Raw genomic sequence first — 23,846 nt, forward strand, 5'->3', positions numbered from 1 at the left:
ATTTGGATGGAAACAATGAAGCCACCTATGGAAGTGTTATATGCGAAACAGCTGAATGCGCTGCGATCCCATGATACAGGGACAAAACCTCCCAATTGGCTGATGTCGCCCAGAGCTGTGCGCGACTTTATTTTAGGAACGGATGAACCCCTCTCTTATGAGGGCGAAAGTATATCGATTACGAAGAAGTTCTATGGAGACGATGTGCTTATTGAGCGCGCGATCGTCACGTTGGCGGGCAATCGCGGCTTGATGCTCGTTGGTGAGCCTGGAACGGCAAAGACGATGCTGTCTGAGCTGCTGTCTGCGGCCATCTCCGGTACGAGCACGAATACGATTCAAGGCACCGCAGGAACGACAGAGGATATGATCAAATACTCCTGGAATTATGCAATGCTGCTGGACAAAGGTCCTTCGTTGCAAGCGTTGGTTCCTTCCCCGTTATACAACGGAATGAGCAAGGGAATTATTACCCGTTTTGAAGAGATTACCCGTTGTCCGTTTGAGGTTCAAGACGTGTTGATTAGTATTTTGAGCGACAAGGTGATGAACATTCCCGAGCTGTCAGACGGCATCCTGTTTGCGAAGCCCGGTTTTAATATCATTGCAACAGCGAACCTGCGGGACAAAGGCGTCAATGAAATGAGCAGCGCGCTCAAACGCCGTTTTAACTTCGAGACAATTGCGCCTATTAATCATGTGAAAATGGAAGCGCAAATTATCGAATCCCAAGCAAAAGTGATTCTGGAGCAAAGCGGCGTAAACATCGAAATCGATCGCGATGTGGTTGAGATATTGGCGACGACCTTCATGGAGCTGCGCATGGGTGAGACCAAGGAAGGGTTCAAAATCGATTCCCCTCAATCCGTGATGAGTACAGCCGAAGCCGTATCCGTTTATGTCCAAAGTGCGATGACGTCCCATTACTATGATGGCAGGCCAATTTCCATGGATCGACTGGTACAGAATATGCTGGGAGCGGTCGTCAAGGAAAACCAAAAGGACGCAAATATCCTGAAAACCTACTTTACCAAAGTGGTCAAAGAACGGGCAAAGGAAGAGGGTCTATGGGGAACGTATTACAACGAGAAGAAATGGATCAAATAAAGAATCAGGACCGATTCATAAAATCATTTGTCGAAGAAGAGGTCTACAATCTCAGCAAACAGGTCGTCTATTTCCCGGTTCGTCATCATAGTCCAGCCTGCTCGTTTCATTTGAAAAAAACGATCGAAGAGTACCAACCGGAAATTATTCTGATTGAAGGCCCGGACCATAGCAATCATATCATTCCGATTTTGACGGATGAACGGACGAAGCCTCCTGTGAGCATTTATTATGCGTACGCCTCAGGGGAGCAAAAATACGTCTGTTACTTTCCGTTTCTTCTTTATTCGCCGGAATATGTTGCTTTGGTTGAAGCAAAACGTCGGCAGATTCCTGCTGCTTTCATTGATTTAAGCTACGGAAGCCGCCTGGAAAGCTTGGAAGACGGCCATGATTTGAAAAAGAAGAATGAAAAGCTGTCCTATCACGATGAGCGCATGCTGGCAGGCTCGCAGTTTATTCAGCGATTGTGCCAGACGATGAAATGCCGGAACTTCGATGAGCTGTGGGAAAAGGTTTTTGAGATTGATGGTATTCGCAAACAGACGCAGGATTTCGTCAAGGATGTCTTTGCCTACTGCTACCTGTCTCGAAAATGCTATGATGACGCTACTTTGGAAGCGGAAGGCGATTTGATTCGTGAGGCGCACATGCGTCAAAAAATTGCAGAGGCAAAGAAAAAACATGCGAGAATTCTCGTGATTACCGGGGGCTTTCATACATACGGACTCATCGAGGAGCGCAAGACCTCCTACAAGATACAAAAGGTGCAGGAAGAAAAAATATATCCGATGGTGTACACGTACCAGGAAGCAGATCAGTTGAATGGATACGCAAGCGGGATGCCGTACGTTCACTACTATGAGAGTGTGTGGAAGGCACTGGAGAAGAAGGAGCCTGCTCCCTTCTCGAAAAGCGCGTTAACGTACCTTCCGCAACTGCTAAAAAGACTGCGTGGCAAGGGAGAAACGACGTCTACTGCGGATGCGATCGAAGCGTACAGCCTCATGAACGGCTTGGCTGTCATGCGGGAAAAGGCTGAGGGCGGTGCCTATGAGCTGATCGATTCCGTTCTCTCTGCTTTTACTAAAGGCGAACGCTCGATTGCAACTTCACAGCCGATTGAGACATTACGAGAGCTGTTGACCGGAGACGGAATCGGTGAAGTTGCCCCAAATTCACTGGATGTGCCTATCGTTCGAGATTGCAAAGACAGATGTAAATCGCTAAAGCTCGCGATCACGACAACAGGGCGCAATCAGAAGGTGCTGGAGCTGTATGCTAAGAAGTCGCATCGTGAAGCCAGCCAGTTCTTTCACTGCATGCAGTTCTTGGGCACAGAATTTTGCGCCAAAGAAGCGGGACCAGACTGGATGAACAATCGAAATGTCAATCTCGTCCGAGAAACATGGCGCTACAGCTATTCCTCCTTCGTAGAAGCCCGTCTGATCGAGAGCTCGGTCTACGGTGGGACGGTGAAGGAAGCAGCCGCGCATAAGCTAGCCGATATGGTAAAAGAACTGCCGCAGCACCAGAGCCATGAACTGGCAAAATGGCTTTTGATGTCAGTCGTTATGGGGTTGGAAGAGCTGTCGGAAAGGCTCTTTGAATCTGTACAAGAGTCCGTTAGGCAGGATGGACATTTTCTCTCTCTTTGCAAAACGTTGAAGACACTCACCATTCTTTTGGAGCAAAAACGGTTGTTCGGTCTTAGCGAAACAGAACGGCTGGAGAACTTGGTGGAAGAAGTATATTACCAGGCTGTGACCAAAATCGTTGAGCAGGGAAACCCGAACCCCAACGAACTGGATGAGTTGGCCGATCAGCTCAAATTCCTCTACATGCTGAGTGAGAAGAGACAGGCGGATGATTCCCGAGAGATTTTCAGTGATCAACTGCTGGATTTGCTGCGTAACGACAAGCTCCCTGCGAAACTGGAGGGGGTAGTGGTCGCGATCTTATGCAATCTTGAAGTGATCGAACGCGCAGAAATCTCCAGACGTGCGCGTGCCTACATGTTCGGCTCGCCTGAGCAAATGCTGCATACCGCCGCGTATTTACATGGCGTTTTTATCGTGGCTCGTGACTACCTGTTTCATCAAGAGGAAATCTTGCGAGATCTTCATCAGATGATTACATCCTTGGCCTACGACGACTTTTTGCAGGTAGTGCCTGAACTGCGATTGGCGTTTACATATTTTAGCCCAATGGAAATTAGTATGCTCTCGGAAAAAGTGGCAGCTCTCTTCCAAACGACGGTGGAACAAGTCACGAATCCAGTCATCGATGAGCGTACCTTGCGTGATGCCCGCATGCTCGATCAAGCGATCAAGGAGGAGTTTGCCAAATGGAACCTGATTTGAGCCGCGAAGCCTTGAACCGCTGGCGGTTGTTATTGGGCTCTCATGCCGAGGAATCATTGGAAGGCAGCGGGGGCTATCAATCATCCGAGTTTTCCTACCAGGAACTAGACTCGACTCTTGAATTTTTATACAACCGGGAATACGGAGAAGAGCAAGGCTACCGAAAAGAAGGCGGCCGAGGAGATTCGGCATTGACGGTTCCCACTTGGCTGAATAAAATCCGCAAGCTGTTTCCCAAGAAGACGGTAGAAATTCTTGAGCGGCAAGCTCTGGAACGTTATAACATGACAGAGCTGTTGACAGACAAAAAAGTGTTGGAAAGCATGGAGCCCAACATGACCCTCTTGAAAAACATCCTCCAATTTAAAGGCAGGATGAAAGGAGAGGTCGTGAAAAGTGCAAAGGAAATTGTGCGCAAGGTCGTAGACGATCTCCGGCGCCAGCTTGAGAATGAAGTGCAGACCAGCATCGTCGGCAAGCGCAATCGCCACAAACGCGGCTATACGAAGTCGATGAAAAATCTGGATGTGCATAAAACGATTCGTAAAAATTTGAAAAACTACGATCGCAAAAATAGCCGTTTTATCATCGATGAGCTGTATTTCCACAGCAATATCCAGCATCACAACAAATGGAACATCGTCATTGTCGTGGACGAGAGCGGAAGTATGATGGACTCTGTGATTTACAGCTCCGTTATGGCAAGTATTTTTTACAAGCTCGCTGCCTTGAAGACGCATCTGGTTATTTTTGATACGAAGGTCGTTGATTTGAGCGATAGACTGGATGATCCGGTCGATGTGCTGATGAGTGTGCAGCTAGGTGGGGGGACTCATATTGCACAAGCGCTCAAATACGGAAGATCACTGCTCGAAAATCCATCGAAGACGATATTTATCCTCGTCAGTGATTTGGAGGAAGGCTATCCAATCAAGGAAATGTATCGCCAAAGCAAGGAAATCATTGATGCGGGCTGCAAGTTCTTAGTGCTGACGGCTTTGGATTTCAATGGTAACGCTACGTACAACCAGCATGCTGCGAGGGTATTGAGCGATATGGGAGCAAATGTCGCCGCCATTACGCCTGATGAGCTCGCGCAATGGATAGGCAAGGTTATCAAATAGAGATAGAAAGAAGGAGGAGTAAGGAATGGTTTTACGAAAGACAGATCTGAATCCGGTTACGAAGAAATTTGTGGAGGAGTTTATCAGTGCAAGTGATCGAAACAAGCATTTGTACGATCAAATCACTGATTACGTTGCAGGTGACACAGACGAATGCCCGGCAATCGCAGAGGACCCGAGGTTTTACAGCTATACGGTTCGATCCGAATTTGACAAGCTGAAAAAACGCGGCGAGGAGCTGGCCTTCTATCGAGCAGCGGTGCTGATCTACAAGGCTAGCAACCGTTTTTACGATAAGAAAAATGTGATGGATGAGTGCTTCCTGGATCAGATCGAACTTCAGGGTATGAAGGACATCGATGATGCTGATATCCGAGCAAAAGATCAGAAAGCATTGGAGGCCATGAGAAAAACGATCGAGCATTTCGGACATGCGTTGTTTGCCGAATTTTTGTTAAAAGCCGCGGAGGATTATCGTGTAAGCATCAGCCGTGACTACTCCTCGACATTTGATCGGGCCGAATTTTTGCTATTCATTTCGTATGCGTACACGATTTCTCCGAGCTTCTTGGAAGAAGCAAAGGAAAAGCTGATGCCGATCTATTATTACCTGATTACAGGCGATACGCGCGAATATATAAAAGAACTGCATGCTATTGCCAAAGAAGTCGTGACCATGCAGTTTTCGAGCAACAATTTGCTGACCAACGAGTCGTTGTATCCTTTATACCTCAAAGAGAAAAAGGCTGCATTGCGAGAAAAATATTATCCAGGAGAGCAGGTCAAGGAAGGCTCCCTTTTGAATCAGAAGCATTTGAAGCGTTATATGGAACTGATCATCAGCCTGCTGTATTTCCGCATTCACGTCAAAGGCGGGACCAGTGCATTCCTGAAGAAGGAAGAGGAGATAGACCGGGAGCTGCACGACACCTTGCAAATCTTTTTTGACATGTTCCCGCTTGATATCATGTCCGAAGATAAGAGACTGGCTGACCTTGTGCAGATGGAGGAGCCTTACGATCTACTGCTGGGACTTCGCGAGCATTTACTATCTCCCCCGACGCTTTGGGAGCAGGTGAAACAGCTGGCGCTTGAAGATGTAACCAAATCAAGACGAGCGCTTGAGCTTGCTTCAATCCCGATGGTCAAAGGATTTTTATACAAAACGCTGGCGGCAGCAGGCGTGGATCTCTCCGATTTCCAGCCTTCTTTGGAAGGGATTATTCAAGACGCGCTGCGACGTGCGAAGGGCTCGACGAAGCTGGCGAGCTATTTGGATGAAAAAGCTGCCCTAGAGGATGTGCTCGAGCATGTGCATCTGGAGGACGTACAACTCGTAAGACAGCAGATGATCCTGTTGAGCTTCTTGCCTGTGGACCATCGGTTTATTGCCCGTCTGATTCCGTTCATGTGCCACTACAAAGACAAGTCCAATCGCAGAGTAGGCCATATGTGCTTTGCTCATGCGTTTCAGGATCGATTGACCGGCATCATCGATCATTACCGGAAGGACGAAGCTGTAGATGTCCAGACACTTTTCTATCAGATTTTGTCCATCAAGGAGATGCACTATTATTATACTGACGTCAATGAAGAGGTGTATCGTTCGTTGGTCGTAGCAAATCCGGATATGAGTCTGGCTCAATTTGACAAGCTGGATACGGAGCTTCGCGTGTTTGTGATGCAAACCCTATTGGCGGCAAAGGAGACGCTGTCAGAGGAATTGCGCAACCAAGCCATTCTGCTCGGGTTGGCTGACAGCTCGAAGAAAGTGAGCGGCCTTGCTGGTGCAGCGTTTCTTCAGGCAAAAGACAAGGAGCTTTATTTGCACGTCTATCAAACCGAGAAAAAAGCAAAGGTTAAGGAAATGGCGCTGGATGCGATTCGCTCTCTGGACGATAACAAGGAGATTTTCCAAGAGCTACTGACAAATGAAAAGAGCAGCAAATTTAAAACGCTGCTGCAAACATTTATCGACGCCGAAGAGCAAGGGCCAGATGCGAGCTTGACCCATTTGGGCAATCTGACAGACAAGCGCAAGCTCACACGGATTAAATGGATGCCACTCGAGCGCATGCCAGTCCTTCGCGACCAAGACGGCAATGAGCTGGGAAAAGAAGTAATGGAGTACATGCTAACCGCCTCAATCGATTTCCCGACAGCGCCAAACCAGCTGGTACTTGACTTGAAACCGTCTCTGCAAGCGGCATCTGCTGCTGACTTTACTACAGAAGTTTTGCGCACATGGATCGATAATGGAGCAGTCGCCAAAGAAAAATGGGTCATGCCGCTTTGCGTCGCCTTCGGAGATCGACGTATAGTCGATACGATCGGTCAGTTGATTAAGGAGTGGACAGATCACTCTCGCGGTGCTTTGGCTGCGGACGGTGTTCGTGCTCTGTCGTTCTCGAATGATTTGACAGCGCTGCGTCTAATCGACCAGATCAAGCGTACGATCAAAAACAGGCAAGTCAAATCAGCAGCAGAAGAGGCGCTGTCCATGGCGGCTGCGAATCAGAACATTTCCGCGATGGAACTGGAAGACCGACTGGTCACGACGCTTGGCTTCGATGCGTCTGGCAAGCAAATGTTTGACTACGGTGACCGCACCTTCACGGTCAAAGTCAGCAACGAGCTGGAGCTGGAAGTTACGAACGACAGCACAGGAAAAGCGGTCAAAAATCTGCCCGCACCGTCCGCGAAAGACGATCAGGAGAAGGCAGAACAAGCGCGATTGACTTTTGCTCAATTGAAAAAAGATCTGAAAAATATGGTGAAAGTGCAATCTCTTCGTCTGGAGGAGTCCCTGTCGAAATCGCGTTATTGGTCAACGGCAGCTTGGAAACGTCTCTTTGTGGAGAACGTGTTGATGCAAAAATTCGCCATTGGGCTAATCTGGGGTGTATACGAGGACGGAAAGCTCATAGATACGTTCCGCTATATGGACGACGGGACATTTAACACCGTGGACGAGGATGAGTATGAGTTGGCAGATGAGAAGCTCATTGGTTTGATTCATCCACTGGAGCTGGACGAAGAAACGTTGAACGGCTGGCGTACTCAGCTAGAAGATTACGAAATTACGCAACCGTTCGAGCAGTTAAGTCGTGAAGCGTTCCTGCCAACGGAAGAAGAAATAAAAGCCAATGAAGTGCTCCGCCTTCCTGTTGAATCGTATTCACCGACTGCTTTTGCGAAAATGATGGAGAAATTCGGCTGGGTCAAAGGAACGCCGCTCGATGCCGGTTATTATTACGAGTTTTACAAACTGTATGACGGTATGGTGGCTGAGTTAAAAATCAGCGGGGCGAGCATTTCGTATTGGGAAGGAATGGAGGATGTGAAGCTGGAAGCGTTGGCTTTCTTTCCAAATAAAGATGCCGAGTACAAGCATTTCTACTTCAAACCAGTGGATCGAATGAAGCTCACTGATATTCCAACACGCATTTTCAGCGAAACCGTCTATGATGTCATGCGAGCAGCAGGAAAATAACGATGGCGGATTTCACATCAGAATTTCATCGGTTTATCGCGCTGTGCAACGAAGAGTATTTGATCAAATACGCGAACAAAGGAATTTACAACCGTTCCATCAAGGAAATGGAAAAAGGAATGACCGTTTCCTACGAGTTCGGGGACGATTACGTCGAGTGTGCGCTGTCAGATGACAGCGTATGCCGACTTCATGCAAATATTGATCGCTTTTCCTGCTCATGTCCATCAGACAAGATTTGCAAGCATGTCATCATCGCCATCGTCTACTATGCCGAAAACCATTTGCAAGCAGGGGCAGAGACCGAGGAAGAGCTGGAGACCTACAAGCCTGACTTTAGCTGGCTCTTGCAATTGCAGCCGTCTCACATTAGCAAGGCTTTTACCCCAGCACAGCTGGAAGAAGTGCTGTTTCGCCTCGACTATTTCGAGGAGATGGATATCGTTGAAACATCCTTTTTAACCATGACATTGCGTACCCAAGATATTTCCGTATCTTTTGACAGTGAATCGGAGATCGGGAAGAGCATGTGCACCTGCAAGGCGAAGGGCAATTGCTTGCACAAGCTGGAGGTCATTTTGCGCTATCGGGCCATGCATCAGCTGCAGGATCGTGAGCAGTTACAAGCATCCGTAACCGATGTCAGCTATGAAACAGATGTCGTAGCGGAAGCCAAAGCGCTAATCGCAGAGATTCTTGGCATCGGCTTGGCAAAGCTATCCCAGACGATTTGTACACGGCTGGAGCTGCTTGCTATCGCCGCGCATAACGGCAATCTTCCCAGCGTGGAAAAAGACATTCGCGGCATTCATGGGGAGCTGAACTTATTTTTTCAGCGTCATGTCAAGTTTTCGACGGAAGCGCTGCTCGACCGGCTTTCCCGGGTGTATCTCAGTTTGCTTGCCCTAGAGAGGACCGATCACATCGAAGTGAAAAAGCAGCTGCTCGGCAGCTTCAAGAGTAAGTACCATATGGTTCCGCAGTTAAGTCTGTACGCTTTGGGAGCAAATCCATGGGAGACGCGGTCAGGGTACAAGGGAATTACGTATTACTTTTATTCGCTTTCTGATCAACGCATCTACACGTATACAGAAGCGCGTCCCGTGTATTATGAAGGCATATCGTTTTCCTTTAAGGACAGCTATAAAGGCAAGGTACCTTGGGGTGGGTTGATCTCCATGGAGGAGCTCTCTCATTCACAGGTCATCCTGACACAGGCAAAGACGAATCGGGAGCAGCGCTTGTCTTCCAGTGAAGAGACGCAGCTAACCATCGTTCCCAGGGACAATATCGAAGAGCTGGATCTCGGCAAGGTACTCGTTCGCGACTGGTCAAGTGATTGGAAGGACGCGGCAGGAGATATGTTTGAGACTGCGTTGGACTCGGTTTTTCTATTGAAAGCGAAGAAGTTCAACCAAGTCGATTTCGATCAGAAGACGCAGCAGTTGATTTTGACGATCGAAGACGAGCAATGTGATTCCCTCCCATTGAGTATCTCCTATCAGGGGGAATTTGCCCGGAATATACGTCATCTCGAACAAAACAAGCGGCTGCTAGAGTTGCGCGATGTGTATTTGCTTGTGCAAAAAATAGGAGATGGGCTTTATCCGATCAGCATCATGCAGGGTAAATCGCTGACGAGCTTTAAGCTAGACCTATAACGGTGAGGGAGTGGACGCAAAATCATGGAGGAGTTATATTCCTTTACCGAAAAGCTGACTGATTGGCAGGAACGCTTGTTACTCAAAGGAATCCATAAACTTGACAAGCAAGATTTGCAGGAATTGAAAAAATTGCAAGAGCTCGCAACCGAATACGATATGAGCTTTCTGGGCTCATTGATAGAAGACCTGCATGTGGAGGGCAATCGCTATTTGCAGGAAGTAAAAGCAGACGCCGAGTTGCTAACACAGCAGTATTTGTATGTGGCGCAGTACATCAATATGATGAAAAAGCCTTTGACTCGATCATCGTAATAGGGTCTAGTGAAGAAAGAGAGATTCTTGAGGAGTCTCTCTTTTTTACTCTCTCGCTACCAAAGGGGAGAGTTTTTTGTTTATATACAAAGTTGTAAAGAAACTGAAAATAAAGGTAAACAAAGTGAAAATACAATGACTGAATATTGTCTAAAATAAAACATGTTTGAATGCTAAAACATTTGCAACAAGAATTGGGGGAACACAGATGAGAAAGAAGAGCTTTTATCACACGCTGATAGCCATGACAATCGCGGTATCTGCGGCTATGGCTGGGTGTTCGTCGGGGCAGGATGCGTCGACTAGCGCCGGACAAGCAAGGGGTACTGCCGAAGCTGGCAAAACCGGAGGAACACTCGTCATCGCGCGTCTGTCCGATGCGAACAACCTCGATCCGCATTTCCTGTCCCAAATCCCTTCAGCAGCAATCATTCATCACAAAGTTTACGAAGGGCTTGTCCGTATGGATAAAGAAAGCAAATACGTCCCATCCCTGGCAAGTGAGTGGAAGCAGCTCGATGACTTGACGTGGGAATTCAAGCTGCGTCAAGGCGTGACGTTCCATGATGGCGCACCTTTCAATGCGGAAGCGGTAAAAGCAACGATCGCTCGCGTTCAAGACCCTGCCGTTGGCTCCAGCCGGATTAATATGTTTGAAGCAATCAAAGAAGTGAAAGTAGTAGATGAGTACACGGTACAATTTATTCTGAATTACCCGTACGCACCGATCTTGTCTGTTTTGGCGAGCGCAGAGGGAAGTATCATCAGCCCGAAAGCCATTGAACAATATGGAAAAGAATTGAGCAAGCATCCAACCGGTACGGGCCCGTACAAATTCGAAAAATGGACGCCGGGTCAAGAAGTGGTTCTCGTGAGAAACGATAGCTACTATGGCGGTACACCAAATTTGGATAAAGTCGTTTTCAAAACCGTACCGGAAGACACAACTCGCCTTGCCATGGTTGAGACCGGAGAGGTTCAAGTGGCAGAAAACCTGCCTGTGACGGACATCGATCGCGTACAAAATTCGCCATCCATGCAATTGGGTCGATACCCTGGATTCTCTGTCGATCACATTGGATTGAATACAAAGAAAAAGCCGTTTGATGATGTGCGTGTCCGCCAAGCCATTGCCCACGCAATCGACAAGAAAACCATTATTGAAGGCGTTTACAACAGCGTGGGAACACCAGCTCACTCCTCGATTACACCAGCGATGGTTGGGTATAGCCCGAATGTAAAAGACATTCCGTATGATGTCGAGAAAGCGAAGCAATTACTCGCAGAGGCGGGATATCCAAACGGCTTCAAAGCAAAAATCGCGTTGAATGACAACAAAGCACGTATTAGCGTAGCAGAGGTTTTACAGCAACAGCTCAAGTCAATCGGTATTGACCTGCAACTGGATGTGATGGAATTCGGGGCTTATATCGATGCAGCATCCAAAGGGGAGACAGACCTGTTCATGAGTGGATGGGGAAATGCTACGGGCGATGCCGATTACAACCAAGCGAACCTGTATCACTCGAAAGCACACGGCGCACCTGGCAACCATTCTTTCTACAACAATCCAGAAGTAGACAAGCTGATTGACGAAGGCCGCCGAGAAACAGACGCAGAAAAACGGAAACAACTCTATGAAAAAGCGCAACAAATCGAAATGAACGAAGCTCCGCTGATTCCGTTCCGATTCTCCGAAACCTTGGCGGCCATTCAAAAGAATGTACAGGGTGTATGGATTAGCCCTGCAGGTCATATCGAGATTGACGAAGTAACGATTCAATAAGAGTAATCAATAGACGCCGCTGACATGCTTGTGTCAGTGGCGTTTTTTGGTTGAAAAGTAGAACGCCATCCCCTAAGATAGATTATATTTTGTTGACCAGCGTGTAGCGGAGGTGGAATGGCATGAAGCAAGGAAAAACGAATGCGATGCGGATATTGGATAAAGAAAAAATCGCATACACCATGCTGACATATGCAACAGATGATGGAAAAATCGACGGAATCGCTGTCGCCCAAAAGATCGGTCGCGAAGAAAACGTTGTCTATAAAACATTGATTTCGCAAGGGACGAGCAAATCGTATTATGTGTTTGTCATTCCCGTTGAAGCCGAGCTTGACCTCAAAAAAGCGGCGAAAGCAGTCGGGGAGAAGAAGATCGAGATGATTCCCGTGAAGGAGATCACAAAGGTATCCGGCTATATTCGTGGTGGATGTTCGCCAGTTGGGATGAAGAAATTGTTTCCGACGGTGATCGATCAACGAGCACAATCGCTAGAGACGATCATCGTCAGTGGCGGAAACATTGGCGTCCAGATCGAGATGGCAGTAGAGGGCTTGTTACAAGCAACGAAAGGCTCTTTGGCGGATGTATCTGCAAGCTAACAGCAAGAAGGCCACGGCATTAGCTGGGGCCTTTTTGCTGTTTATGGAAAAAGCCCCGACCAAACTTGGATAGGGGTGTCGCATGAGCAGCAGTTCAATTCACCAGCAAGATAAGGAAGATGGGCAAGCAGCTTTTTATCCCCAATCTCAAGTGCACGTTGGTATAATCTCTGAAGTCCGCTGTCATTTGTCATGTCCGGTCTTTTGGCGACGATTGAAAATCGTTTCGCTGTACCGTGAGAAACGGGATCATCTTCGTAAGCGAACAAAACCTCTTCATCCTTATCTGGCCATAAGTAGATTGACTGATCGCACGTCGGACACACCGTTACATATTCGTCTCCCTCCAAAAAGGTGAGAAGCATGTTGGCGACATCTTTGTCCCCGCGAAACGCAGCATCCGCAGCTAGTATGTAGCGCTTGTCTGCTTCATGCTCCCCCATCCGTGCTAGGTGAAGGATGGATTCTGTCTGCTCTGTCAGTGATAGAATGGCATGTCGGTATTCACGATAGATCTCTCTGATGGTCTCATGATCCAATAATGGTGTCTGATCTCGTAAAAACTCCGATGGCACATCCAAATGAGGTGCATTTTCGCTACTGGCTTCGAAAATGCCGCAAGTTATGAAGATGTCCAACAAAATATCGGGGTCCTCCGTTTTTAAAGCGATCCCTACTAAATAGGGGAATGCAGCATATGTACATGGATAAATCGTATTTTGATGATACAGAAGCTCCCAATACAACTCTTCTTTTTCCTCGGAAAAATAGTCGTGCCCAATATGCTGTATGAACGCAGGGATGCGATCGGAAAGACCATAAGGACCTTGTAGCTTCCCCCATACAGGGCTTGCTAAATCTAGCATAAGAACAACCCCTCTCTTGCTGAAATGTGCCACTATTCCCATATCATAGTAAAACTTTCCTCCATCCGCTATAATTTGAGAATGATTATCATGTGCATTTAAACATCAGATGGGGTGGACAGAGTTGAGTTCTACAGATATTCAAGAAAACTTTCATCACTTTTTCGACAGCATGAATCTGGATACACAGAATGTGGATCAGAAAACACATCTGACCCTTCATCCAGAGATGGGGGAGGGGTATGTTCGGCGGTTTCTTCCTCGGTATGATATGGAAGTTGTTGTATCCGATTATACATTTTACCGATCTGAGAGCATCTCTCTATGTACGAAAAGCCCTATGGTAGAGCTGAATTTTTGTTTAAAAGGGCAAAGAGGCGTAAGCGTGCAAGGTAAAGAGCACCAATTGGGGCCTGGTCTTTGCTCGCTTCAATTCATGTCAGAAGTGGAAGCGAGGTTTGAATATATTGGAAATGAGCCGTTCTACATGCTTGGCATCGGTATTCCGGTGTCGACCTTTCATCATTTTATGGAGGAGTCGAACGGAAAGCGGTCCATTGAATTCGCACAAGTTCTTGGAAAACAATCGTTCCGTATCTTTCAGGAAAAGCTGTCTCCTGCGGCTTCCGTTGCACTCCAGCGTGTGATGCAGTTCGCCACCAAACCGGGAGTGAAAAAGATTGAGATGGAAACTGGCGTTTTGGGACTGCTTTCGCTGGCGTTTCAATCCTTTCTGTTTGATAGCGAAACGGCGTCTGCTCCTTTATCGAAAAGAGACAAAGAAAAGATCGAGCAAGCAAGGAAGATCATGTTGGAATGCATGGTAGAACCGCCCTCATTACCTGAGCTGTCCCGGATGATTGGTTTAAATGACTACAAGCTGAAGGCAGGCTTTAAAGCAATGTTCGGCACAACCGTTTTTGGCTACTTGCGAGAAAAGAGGTTGGAAAAAGCTTTGTTTTTGCTTCAACAAGGGGAAATGAATGTGACTGAAACCGCGAGTGCCATCGGATATACCAATACGAGCTACTTTGCGGAAGCATTCCGGGAGAAATATGGAGTCAACCCAAGCGAATTTGTGAGACGTTCCTCTAACAGGTAGGCTCAGTATCCCGATAACCAGCAAACTATTCCGTCTACAGGTGGTATGGATGATCGGCCAGTAGTATTATTTGGGGCGTTGATAACGAATCTCATTTACATGTTTTATTATGTAGGAGAACCTCAAAAGGAGAGAAGACGGAGTATGCAGCGACGAGGTACTATTTTTTCGGCCCTTTCTATCATTTTAGTTCTGATGATAACAGGATGCGCCGGAGGATCGAGCCAACAAGCAATTGCACCAGCTACGAACAAACATGTGGAACACCAAGACGCAACGCCTGTAAAGAGCGAGAGTGCTTTTCCACGCACGATCTCGCATCTATCAGGTGAAACAGTCATTCAGGAAAAACCAATAAAAATCGCGACGCCGTACATTGCTTTTGTTGACTACTTGGCCGTTTTGGATGAGTATCCGATTGCTGCCCAAGGTGTATCGACCATTACGGCGAATTTCCCCAGTCTCAGCAAGCGAGTAGCGGAAAAAAATATCATCGATCTGGGGATGGAGGTTGATCTGGAGAAGCTGCTGGCTGTTCAGCCAGATGTCATCATTGCCGCAGAAGACATGCGCGACCAATACGAAAAATTATCGCAAATTGCACCAACTGTCATCTTGCCACAGGCTGGGGATTGGCGTGAAACCCTTCAACAAATAGCAGCCATTATTGGAAAAGAGGAGAAGGCTGCGAATGTGCTGGCTGAGTTTGATCGAAAATCGGCGGCATACAAAGAACAGCTCGGCTTTCGCAGTCAGCAGTCCGTCATGTTCGTCATGTACAGAGGGAAAGAGCAGTTTATTACTTGGAATGATGGACGCTTCGATCCATTTTATGATGGACTTGGCTTGAAGCGAACAGAAGGGGTAAATGAAAATGGGCAGCTCTCCCTGGAGAGCCTCGCTCAATTAAATCCAGACCACCTGTTTGTCATCAATAATTGGCAAGCGCCGATCCAAGGTGGAGTGAAAGAGGCCTTGAAAGGAAGCAACGTGTGGAATAGCTTGAACGCGGTCAAAAACAACCGGGTCTATGAATTGGCAGATCCTTCGTTACCAGGACCGATGGCTCTCGCGAAAATAGACGGGATTGAAGAAATCATGAAAGCGATGGGCAAGCAATAATAACAGATACGATCAGCGTCATGTATACTTAAGCATAAGCGGAATCAATCGGTAAGCAACCAAAGGAGATCCATACGTAATGAAATCAGACCGAATAAAATTCCCGGCGGGATTTTGGGCAGGATTACAACGACTAGGGATTGCCCCCTATGACCTCATTCGCAAAGCGCGCCTGCCGCTCACCATTCTTACAGAACCAGCTGTAGTCACCACTGCTCAATATTTCAGAATATGGAAAGCGTACTCCGATCTAGCTGGTGACATTGCTACCGGAATCATCAAGCTTTCCACCACTTTTGAAACGGCACAATATCCACCAACTGTTTTAGCGACCTACCATGCTCGTGACTATCGCGACGCGCTTAATCGAATGGTACGGTATAAACAACTGTGCCCTCCGGAAAAGTTGCGTATAACAGAGGAGGGAGAGCGCTGTACAATCGAATTGGAGTGGATGCATAGTGAGCAAACCGGACCACCAGTCCTGGTTGGAATCACGCTCGCCTTTCTTTTAGAGCTTGGACGACGAGGCACGGGCAAGCGATTAACTGCACAGTCCGTGGAATTTTCTCACTCGATGGGGGATGTAACTGCACTTGAAGCTTACTTCGGTTGTCCGATACGGATTGGCACCACCGCGAACCGATTAACACTCCATCGACGCGACCTGGACTGCCTCTTTCTTTCGTATAACAAAGAATTGCTGGAGATATTGACACCTGTATTGGATCGATCATTGGATGAACAGTACAGTCATACCGTTGCTGAGATGGTCAAGTGGATTTTGAAGCGAAGTCTAACCGGAGGCCGCCTTGATATTCGAGCTGTTGCGAGCGAGCTGGGCATGAGCGATCGTACCTTGCAGCGCAGACTTACGGATGAATCCACAACGTTCAAGCAACTGTTAACACAGGCTCGGCATGAACAGGCACGAGAATACTTGGCCGACCCCAAGCTCGATATAAAAGAAGTGGCTTTTTTACTGGGATATGAAGATCAGAACTCATTTTACCGAGCCTTTCGCCTTTGGGAAGGCGATACACCTTCAAATTGGCGTTCCGAATACTATCGGGTTAATCCCGCCGTCATAGAAGCCCTGACATAACCCGCTCCTAGCAGGGCTAGCATTTTCAAGGTTTCCATATTTGGCGGGTTCAGCAAGAACTTTGGCGTAGTACGCTAGTTACCCAACGATCCAGAAAAAGTACGATAATCTCTATCCGGAGCACAAGGATGTTCCAAGATGAACTTCTAGTCAGCTTGCCGTAAATGACTACAAAGGAGACAAGTGTCATGGATATGGGATTAAGGAACAAAACTGCTTTAGTTACTGGATCGACGAAGGGTATTGGGAAAGCAATTGCCATTGAGCTTGCCAGAGAAGGCGTCAATGTCCTCGTAAATGGACGGAATGATGAAGAGGTAGAGCGTATCGTAAATGAATTGAAGTCGGAATTCCCGGATACTTCCCCTCAGAATGCTACGGCCGATCTGGTGGATAGGCAGCAAAGAGAAGCTTTATTTGAGAAATATCCCCACGTTGATATTCTCGTTAATAATATGGGTATTTATGAGATCATGTCCTATGAAGATGTTGACGATGAAGTATGGGAAAAATACTTCCGAACAAATGTCCTAGCCGCAAATGGATTATCTAAATTTTACTTGCCTAACATGTTGAAGAACAATTATGGACGAATTATTTTTATAGCAAGTGAAGAAGCAATCATGCCTTCAGGGCAAATGCCCCAGTATTGCATGACGAAATCGATGCTATTATCACTGTCAAAAAGCCTATCTAAACGAACGGTAGGAACAGAAGTCACCTCCAATACAATCATGCCAGGGCCAACGCTTTCCGAAAATGTCTATCAAATCATTGATCGTTTGTTTCCTGATGACATGGCATTTTCGGAAAAAGAGAAGCAATTTATGGCAGCAAACCTGCCCCAATCCGAGTTACAGCGGTTTATCAGGCCTTTTGAAATAGGCAGGCTGGTAGCATTCGTATCCAGCCCTTATGCAACCGCATTTAAAGGTTCACCAATTCGTATGGACGGGGGCATGGTGCCAACTATTTTTTAAAATACGGAGATCGATACACAAAGTCCTGATGCATCTGTTCATCAGGACTTTTTCTTACTCTGGTTGAAACGAAGCGAGAATCTCCAGGTAATGTGCATTGTACATAATGCCGAGGACATTCCCAAATGGATCAAGGACAGAAGCCGTTATGAATCCGTCACCACGCTGGATGAGGGGCTCGTATTCTCTTGCTCCCATGGATAAAAGCTTATCCAGTACGGATTCGATATCGTCGACGTGCCAGTACATCACTGCGCCACCCGGGCCAGGTACCGCTTTTGCAGGCGAGAACCGACGATCAATGAGGCCTAGCTCGTGCTTGTAGTCGCCAATACGAAACTCGACATAGGCGAGCTGTCCATCCGGTCCAGAGCGTTCGAAATATGGCGCAATGCCCAGTAGCTCTGTGTACCACTTTTTTGCCGCCTGCATATCATCCGCCCAATAACTGATCGTAGCAAAGCCCCGCAAGGTTTGGTTGTGACTCATCATCGAAGTTCCTCCTTAAAATGGATGGTACTTCTGATTTTAAGGCCCAACTACTGACAACTGTCTGTCAGTAGTTTAACTGTACTTACTCAGCACATCAAAAAACTCTTTCAGAAAATGATAAAAAAGCTTTTCAGAAGGGGGAAGCTCCCGGTTGTTGGGGATGATAATGCCCACAGTTCGCGTAACCAATGGCTCACTTATCGGGATTTTCACGGTCTCACGAGGAACGTTATCCGTTAACGTAAGCTCTGGCAACAAAGTGACGCCCAAGCCTGCTGCCACCAACCCTTTAATGGCATCGATATCTTCCCCTTCAAACGCAACTTTAGGAGAGAAGCCCATTTGTGAGCAAGCATTGACGGCTATATTTCGCAGGATGAAACCGGATGGAAACAACACAAAAGTATCTTCCTGCAACTGACTGAGACGCAAGCTTGGTTGTTTGGACAGCGGGTGCTTCGCGGGAAGGAGCGCCACGATATTTTCAGCGAAGAAGATGTAACTGCGCACATTTTTTTCCTGAGTGGGAACAGGTCCAAGAAAAGCCAAGTCTATTTCTCCGTTGATGACCGAGTTGATCAATCCCTGATAAGAACCTTGCTTCAATTGAAAGCCGATGTCCGGATAACGCGCGCGAAAACCGGAGATGACCGTCGGAAGGGGATTGGCGGCAAGACTGCTCGTAAAACCAACACGAATCGTGCCCCGAGACGGATCAAGAAACTCTTCGATCTTTTCCTTGGCTTTCTCGATTTCGTTCATCGCCATTTCGACGTGCTGCAAAAAAATTTTTCCAACTGTCGTCAGCTTGATATTGCGACCTTCGCGGAGGAACAGTGACACACCGAGCTCCTCCTCCAGGTTGGCGATTTGCCGACTAAGGGCCGACTGGGCGACGTGCAAATGATGTGAGGCCTCGGTGAAGTGCTCTCGTTTGGCAACCTCGATGAAGTATTGAATCTGTCGTAGCTCCATGAATACCCCCACCTTACCTATTGATCTCGATTTGAGATAGATTTTGCATAAATTATATATTGTTTGTATCGTTTCACTCAATCTAAAATGTACATACCAGAGAGAGCAAGGAGAGTGGAGATACATGACGACACAAGGAATGCCTGCTAAGCAAGGTCTGTACGATCCGATTTTCGAACATGACGCTTGCGGAATTGGTTTTATTGCAAATTTGAAATCCAAATCGACGCATGATATGGTCCGGAAAGGTCTGAAAATTCTGTGCCAACTGGAACACCGCGGCGGTCAAGGCAGTGATCCGGAAACGGGAGACGGTGCAGGGATTTTAACGCAAATTCCACACGCCTTTTTCAAAAAGACCTGTAAAGAGCTGAATATCACGCTGCCGGTGCCAGGAAAATACGGTGTAGGTATGCTGTTTCTTCCGATGGATGAAGCGAAACGGCAAAAGTATGAAGCTCTGCTGGAGGCGATTGTAGCAGCAGAGGGACAAAAGCTGCTCGGCTGGAGAACGGTTCCTGTCGACGCTACGAAAATCGGGAAAACGGCTGTAGCCAGTCAGCCTTATGTCCGCCAAGTATTCATCGGAGCCAGCTCGAATATACAGGACCAAATGGCATTTGAACGGAAGCTGTACGTCATTCGCAAGCAGGTGGAACGGGCAGCAGGTGCTGATTTTTACGCCGCTTCCATGTCTTCGCGTACGATTGTCTATAAAGGCTTGCTCACACCAGGACAACTGGATGCTTTTTACCTTGATTTGCAAGATAATTCTTACACTTCTGCCTTCTCCGTCGTTCACTCGCGTTTCAGCACGAACACATTCCCTACATGGGAGAGGGCACACCCGAATCGTTATTTGATTCACAACGGGGAAATCAACACCTTGCAAGGAAACATGAACTGGATGATGGCTCGTGAAAAAATGTTCCAGTCCGAGGCGTTTGGTGCTGATTTGGCAAAAGTGGTGCCAGTCATTGATATGGCGGGCAGTGATTCAGCGATTTTGGACAACTGCGTGGAGTTTTTCTCGTTGGCAGGTCGCTCCTTGCCGCATGTTGCGATGATGATGATTCCTGAACCGTGGGATCAGGATGAGCGAATCGACGAAAATAAGAAAGCTTTTTACGAGTACCATAGCTGCCTCATGGAGCCGTGGGATGGCCCAACAGCTATTTCTTTTACGGATGGCAGACACATCGGCGCGATTCTCGACCGAAACGGCTTGCGACCGGCGAGATACTATGTGACGTCTGATGATACCATTATTTTCTCATCGGAGGTTGGCGTTCTCGAAGTACCAGATGAAACGATTGTTCAGAAAGGCCGGCTTAGTCCTGGACGGATGCTGCTTGTTGACCTTGAGGAAGGCAGAATCGTATCTGACGAAGAAATCAAGCAAAAAATCGCAAGCGAACAGCCATATCAGCAGTGGGTGAAAAACAACCTGCATGCTATCGAGGATTTGCCGGCAGCAGGTCACATGGAGGAACTGCAAGGAGATAGCTTGCTTGCGTACCAAAAAGCGTTTGGCTATACACAGGAGGAAGTCGACAAGGTACTTGCCCCGATGGTGGCAGAACAAAAAGATCCCATTGGTTCAATGGGCGTAGATACTCCTCTCGCGGTACTGTCTGATCGTGCACAGCTCTTGTACCACTATTTCAAACAGTCCTTCGCCCAGGTCACGAATCCGCCGATAGATGCGCTGCGGGAGGCCTGCGTAACATCGACTCATACTGTGCTTGGTGCGGAAGGAAACCTGCTTGCACCGGATGCGAGCAATTGCCGCAGAATTCGTTTGTCCAATCCGTTGATCTCCAATCAAGAGCTGGCGAAGCTTCGCGCGAACCCATACCAAGAGTTCAAGGCAAAAACATTGTCGATACTCTTCCCGGCCCAAGGGGGCGAGCAGGGCCTAGAGCTGGCACTTGATCAATTGTTCGCTGCGGCGGATGAAGCGATTGCTGCTGGCTGCACCTTGCTGATTTTATCTGATCGCGGAATGAATCAAGATTTGGCTGCAATGCCTGCCTTGCTGGCTGGAAGTGGACTTCACCATCATCTGGTCCGCGCAGGTACACGTACCAAGGCGAGCATCATCATAGAATCCGGTGAACCACGGGATGTGCACCAATTTGCCATGCTGATTGGTTACGGTACCGACGCGATCAACCCATACGTCGCGATCTCAACTGTGAACCAGTTGGTTGTATCGGCTAAGCTGAAGGATACCACAAGCGACGAAGCAGTCGAAGTGTACCTGCAAACAGCAATAGAAGGTGTCGTAAAGGTCATGTCCAAGATGGGCATTTCAACCATTCAGAGCTACCGTGGCGCACAAATTTTTGAAGCGGTGGGCATTCATTCCGCTGTCATCGATCGCTATTTTAGCCGTACGCCTTCTCAGATTTCGGGGATTGGACTGGATGTGATTGCGCAAGAGACTTTGATTCGCCATTCGAAAGCATTTTTGCCAGAGCATTCCGAGGAAGCATTGGAGGCAGGCAGCGATTTTCAGTTCCGCCGTGATGGTGAGTTCCACCTGTTCAATCCGAAGACGGTTCATGCCCTGCAAAAAGCTTGCCGGGAAGGCAGCTATGAGCAGTACAAAATCTATGCGGAGCAAGCGACGGCACAGCAATTCGTAGCCCTGCGGCATTTGCTCGATTTCAAGTCGAATCGACAGCCGATCCCACTGAGCGAGGTAGAATCTGTTGACTCCATTGTTCATCGTTTTAAAACAGGGGCGATGTCATACGGCTCTCTCAGCAAGGAAGCGCATGAGACCTTAGCAATCGCCATGAACCGCTTGGGTGCGAAAAGCAACAGCGGGGAAGGCGGCGAAGATTCGGCACGCTACATCATGGATGAAAACGGAGATTTGCGACGCAGTGCCATTAAGCAGGTCGCATCCGGACGCTTTGGCGTATCCAGTCATTACTTGGTCAATGCCTCTGAAATCCAGATCAAGATGGCACAAGGGGCAAAGCCAGGCGAAGGCGGTCAATTGCCAGGAAGCAAGGTCTATCCGTGGATTGCCGAAGTACGTGGATCGACACCAGGAGTTGGACTCATTTCACCGCCGCCTCATCACGATATTTATTCGATCGAGGATTTGGCACAGCTGATTTTTGACTTGAAAAATGCGAATCCGCGTGCACGAATCAGCGTGAAGCTCGTTTCCAAGGCGGGAGTTGGAACGATTGCGGCTGGTGTGGCAAAAGGTCTTGCGGATGTCATTGTGGTAAGTGGACACGATGGCGGCACTGGCGCTTCCCCCAAATCAAGCATCAAGCACGCAGGACTGCCATGGGAACTCGGTCTTGCTGAGACACATCAGACGCTCTTGCTCAACCAATTGCGCGACCGTGTGGTTCTGGAAACAGACGGCAAACTGATGACGGGACGCGATGTCGTCATTGCAGCTCTACTCGGTGCGGAGGAATTCGGCTTCGCTACGGCACCACTTGTTTCGATAGGGTGTGTCATGGCTCGCGTATGCCACCTCGATACATGCCCAGTGGGAGTGGCGACACAAAATCCCGAGCTGCGCAAACGGTTTAAAGGCGATCCGCAGCACGCTGTGAATTTCATGCGTCTCGTTGCCCGTGAAGTTCGTGAGATCATGGCGGAGCTGGGCTATCACTCCATCGAGTCGATGGTCGGTCAAAGCCATGTGCTGAAGATGAGTGATACGGCAAAAGAACACTGGAAAGCCAAGCACATTGATTTGTCCGCGCTCTTGTTCCAACCGGATGTCTCCGAGGATGTGGGCCGCTATCATCAGCGCAACCAAGATCACAAGCTGGAAGAAACGCTGGATCGTCAAAAACTGCTCAAGCTGTGCAAGCCAGCATTGAATAAACAGCAGCAGGTAGAGGCAAAGCTCGCCATCACCAATACGAATCGAGTGGTCGGTACGATTTTGGGCAGCGAGGTAACCAAACGTTTTGGCGAGCACGGTCTGCCGGAGGATACCATCCGCCTGCATTTTACTGGCTCGGCAGGTCAAAGCTTCGGGGCATTTGTTCCGCGAGGGATCACGCTTCATCTCGAGGGAGATGCAAATGACTACGTAGGAAAAGGGTTATCGGGCGGTAAAATAACGGTCGCACCATCGAAAAACAGCAAATTCGCTCCCGAGCAAAACATGATTATCGGAAACGTTGCCTTCTACGGAGCGACCTCCGGGGAGGCGTATATCAACGGGATGGCTGGTGAGCGATTCTGCGTTCGCAACAGCGGCGTGACTGCAGTGGTTGAAGGAGTAGGCGACCATGGCTGCGAGTATATGACTGGGGGACGCGTTGTGGTTCTCGGCCCCGTAGGAAAAAACTTTGCAGCAGGCATGTCGGGTGGTACTGCCTACGTTCTGGCTGAGGATAAAGAGAAGTTTGCTGCGATGTGCAATCAGGAGATGGTACTCCTGGAGACATTGGAAGATCAACGGGAGATTACTCGAGTCAAACGCTTGCTGGAAAACCACGTCAGCCACACAGGCAGCCGTCATGCAAAAGCTTTGCTCAATGAATGGGAACGTACCGTCCAACAGTTTGTCAAAGTCATTCCAAAAGATTACAAGCAAATCGTCTCCACGATGGAGGAGTTGGAGAAATCCGGTATGAAGCGCCAAGAGGCGATATTGGCAGCTTTTGAAATGAGCCAGAAGAAAGGCGATGCCAAAGCACCGAAAAAGAAAGCGCCCGAGCAATCCTTTGTTTCAGTGGGGAAATAAGGAGATGGCCGATGA

16 protein-coding genes are annotated in these 23,846 nt (G+C 48.0%); 13 read left to right on the forward strand and 3 right to left on the reverse strand.

Annotated elements, in window-relative coordinates; genetic code table 11:
- The first annotated feature begins 6 nt into the window (after positions 1-6).
- From C7R91_RS15680 to ybaK, 8 genes are all read left to right on the forward strand, one after another.
- A complete protein-coding gene (locus tag C7R91_RS15680) occupies positions 7-1,107 on the forward strand; it encodes an ATP-binding protein (protein ID WP_174769353.1) in 1,101 nt (366 codons plus the stop codon).
- Positions 1,068-3,470, forward strand: a complete 2,403-nt coding sequence (locus C7R91_RS15685) for a DUF5682 family protein (protein WP_047069221.1) — start codon at positions 1,068-1,070, stop codon at positions 3,468-3,470. The genes C7R91_RS15680 and C7R91_RS15685 overlap by 40 nt, the downstream gene beginning before the upstream one ends.
- A complete protein-coding gene (locus tag C7R91_RS15690) occupies positions 3,455-4,594 on the forward strand; it encodes a VWA domain-containing protein (RefSeq protein WP_047069222.1) in 1,140 nt (379 codons plus the stop codon). The genes C7R91_RS15685 and C7R91_RS15690 overlap by 16 nt, the downstream gene beginning before the upstream one ends.
- Positions 4,595-4,619: 25 nt before the next feature.
- Positions 4,620-8,087: a DUF4132 domain-containing protein gene (locus tag C7R91_RS15695; RefSeq protein ID WP_047069223.1), complete on the forward strand. Its 3,468-nt coding sequence runs from the start codon at positions 4,620-4,622 to the stop codon at positions 8,085-8,087.
- Between the two features lie 2 nt (positions 8,088-8,089).
- Positions 8,090-9,748, forward strand: a complete 1,659-nt coding sequence (locus tag C7R91_RS15700) for a hypothetical protein (RefSeq protein WP_047069224.1) — start codon at positions 8,090-8,092, stop codon at positions 9,746-9,748.
- 24 nt (positions 9,749-9,772) lie between these two features.
- Positions 9,773-10,063 (forward strand): hypothetical protein, encoded by a 291-nt coding sequence (locus tag C7R91_RS15705; protein WP_047069225.1) that lies wholly within the window; start codon positions 9,773-9,775, stop codon positions 10,061-10,063.
- 208 nt (positions 10,064-10,271) lie between these two features.
- Positions 10,272-11,849: a glutathione ABC transporter substrate-binding protein gene (locus tag C7R91_RS15710; RefSeq protein WP_047069226.1), complete on the forward strand. Its 1,578-nt coding sequence runs from the start codon at positions 10,272-10,274 to the stop codon at positions 11,847-11,849.
- Between the two features lie 122 nt (positions 11,850-11,971).
- A complete protein-coding gene (gene ybaK, locus C7R91_RS15715; protein WP_047069227.1) occupies positions 11,972-12,451 on the forward strand; it encodes a Cys-tRNA(Pro) deacylase in 480 nt (159 codons plus the stop codon).
- A 41-nt stretch (positions 12,452-12,492) separates the two neighbouring features.
- On the opposite strand, the gene C7R91_RS15720 is transcribed toward ybaK, so the two are convergent.
- The gene (locus C7R91_RS15720) at positions 12,493-13,317 is read right to left on the reverse strand and encodes a hypothetical protein (RefSeq protein ID WP_047069229.1); all 825 of its coding nucleotides are present in this window, start codon (positions 13,315-13,317) and stop codon (positions 12,493-12,495) included.
- A gap of 124 nt (positions 13,318-13,441) precedes the next feature.
- Here C7R91_RS15720 and C7R91_RS15725 point away from each other — a divergent pair, with 124 nt between their 5' ends.
- From C7R91_RS15725 to C7R91_RS15740, 4 genes are all read left to right on the forward strand, one after another.
- On the forward strand, positions 13,442-14,419 hold the full coding sequence (locus C7R91_RS15725; RefSeq protein ID WP_047069230.1) for an AraC family transcriptional regulator: 978 nt from the start codon (positions 13,442-13,444) through the stop codon (positions 14,417-14,419).
- 144 nt (positions 14,420-14,563) lie between these two features.
- Complete coding sequence (locus tag C7R91_RS15730; RefSeq protein WP_047069231.1) at positions 14,564-15,541, forward strand: ABC transporter substrate-binding protein; 978 nt, start codon at positions 14,564-14,566, stop codon at positions 15,539-15,541.
- A gap of 79 nt (positions 15,542-15,620) precedes the next feature.
- Positions 15,621-16,646: an AraC family transcriptional regulator gene (locus tag C7R91_RS15735; RefSeq protein WP_047069232.1), complete on the forward strand. Its 1,026-nt coding sequence runs from the start codon at positions 15,621-15,623 to the stop codon at positions 16,644-16,646.
- Between the two features lie 188 nt (positions 16,647-16,834).
- Positions 16,835-17,626 (forward strand): SDR family NAD(P)-dependent oxidoreductase, encoded by a 792-nt coding sequence (locus C7R91_RS15740; RefSeq protein ID WP_047069233.1) that lies wholly within the window; start codon positions 16,835-16,837, stop codon positions 17,624-17,626.
- 54 nt (positions 17,627-17,680) lie between these two features.
- Here the strand turns inward: C7R91_RS15740 and C7R91_RS15745 are convergent, their stop codons facing one another.
- Positions 17,681-18,115, reverse strand: a complete 435-nt coding sequence (locus C7R91_RS15745) for a VOC family protein (RefSeq protein WP_047069504.1) — start codon at positions 18,113-18,115, stop codon at positions 17,681-17,683.
- A 75-nt stretch (positions 18,116-18,190) separates the two neighbouring features.
- Positions 18,191-19,093 (reverse strand): glutamate biosynthesis transcriptional regulator GltC, encoded by a 903-nt coding sequence (gltC, locus tag C7R91_RS15750; protein ID WP_047069234.1) that lies wholly within the window; start codon positions 19,091-19,093, stop codon positions 18,191-18,193.
- Between the two features lie 124 nt (positions 19,094-19,217).
- Between gltC and gltB the strand changes: the two genes are divergently transcribed.
- Entirely contained in the window at positions 19,218-23,831 is a 4,614-nt protein-coding gene (gltB, locus tag C7R91_RS15755) for a glutamate synthase large subunit (RefSeq protein WP_047069235.1), read from the forward strand.
- Positions 23,832-23,846: the final 15 nt, after the last annotated feature.

Source organism: Brevibacillus formosus (genome assembly GCF_003013405.1).
Lineage (GTDB): Bacteria > Bacillota > Bacilli > Brevibacillales > Brevibacillaceae > Brevibacillus > Brevibacillus formosus.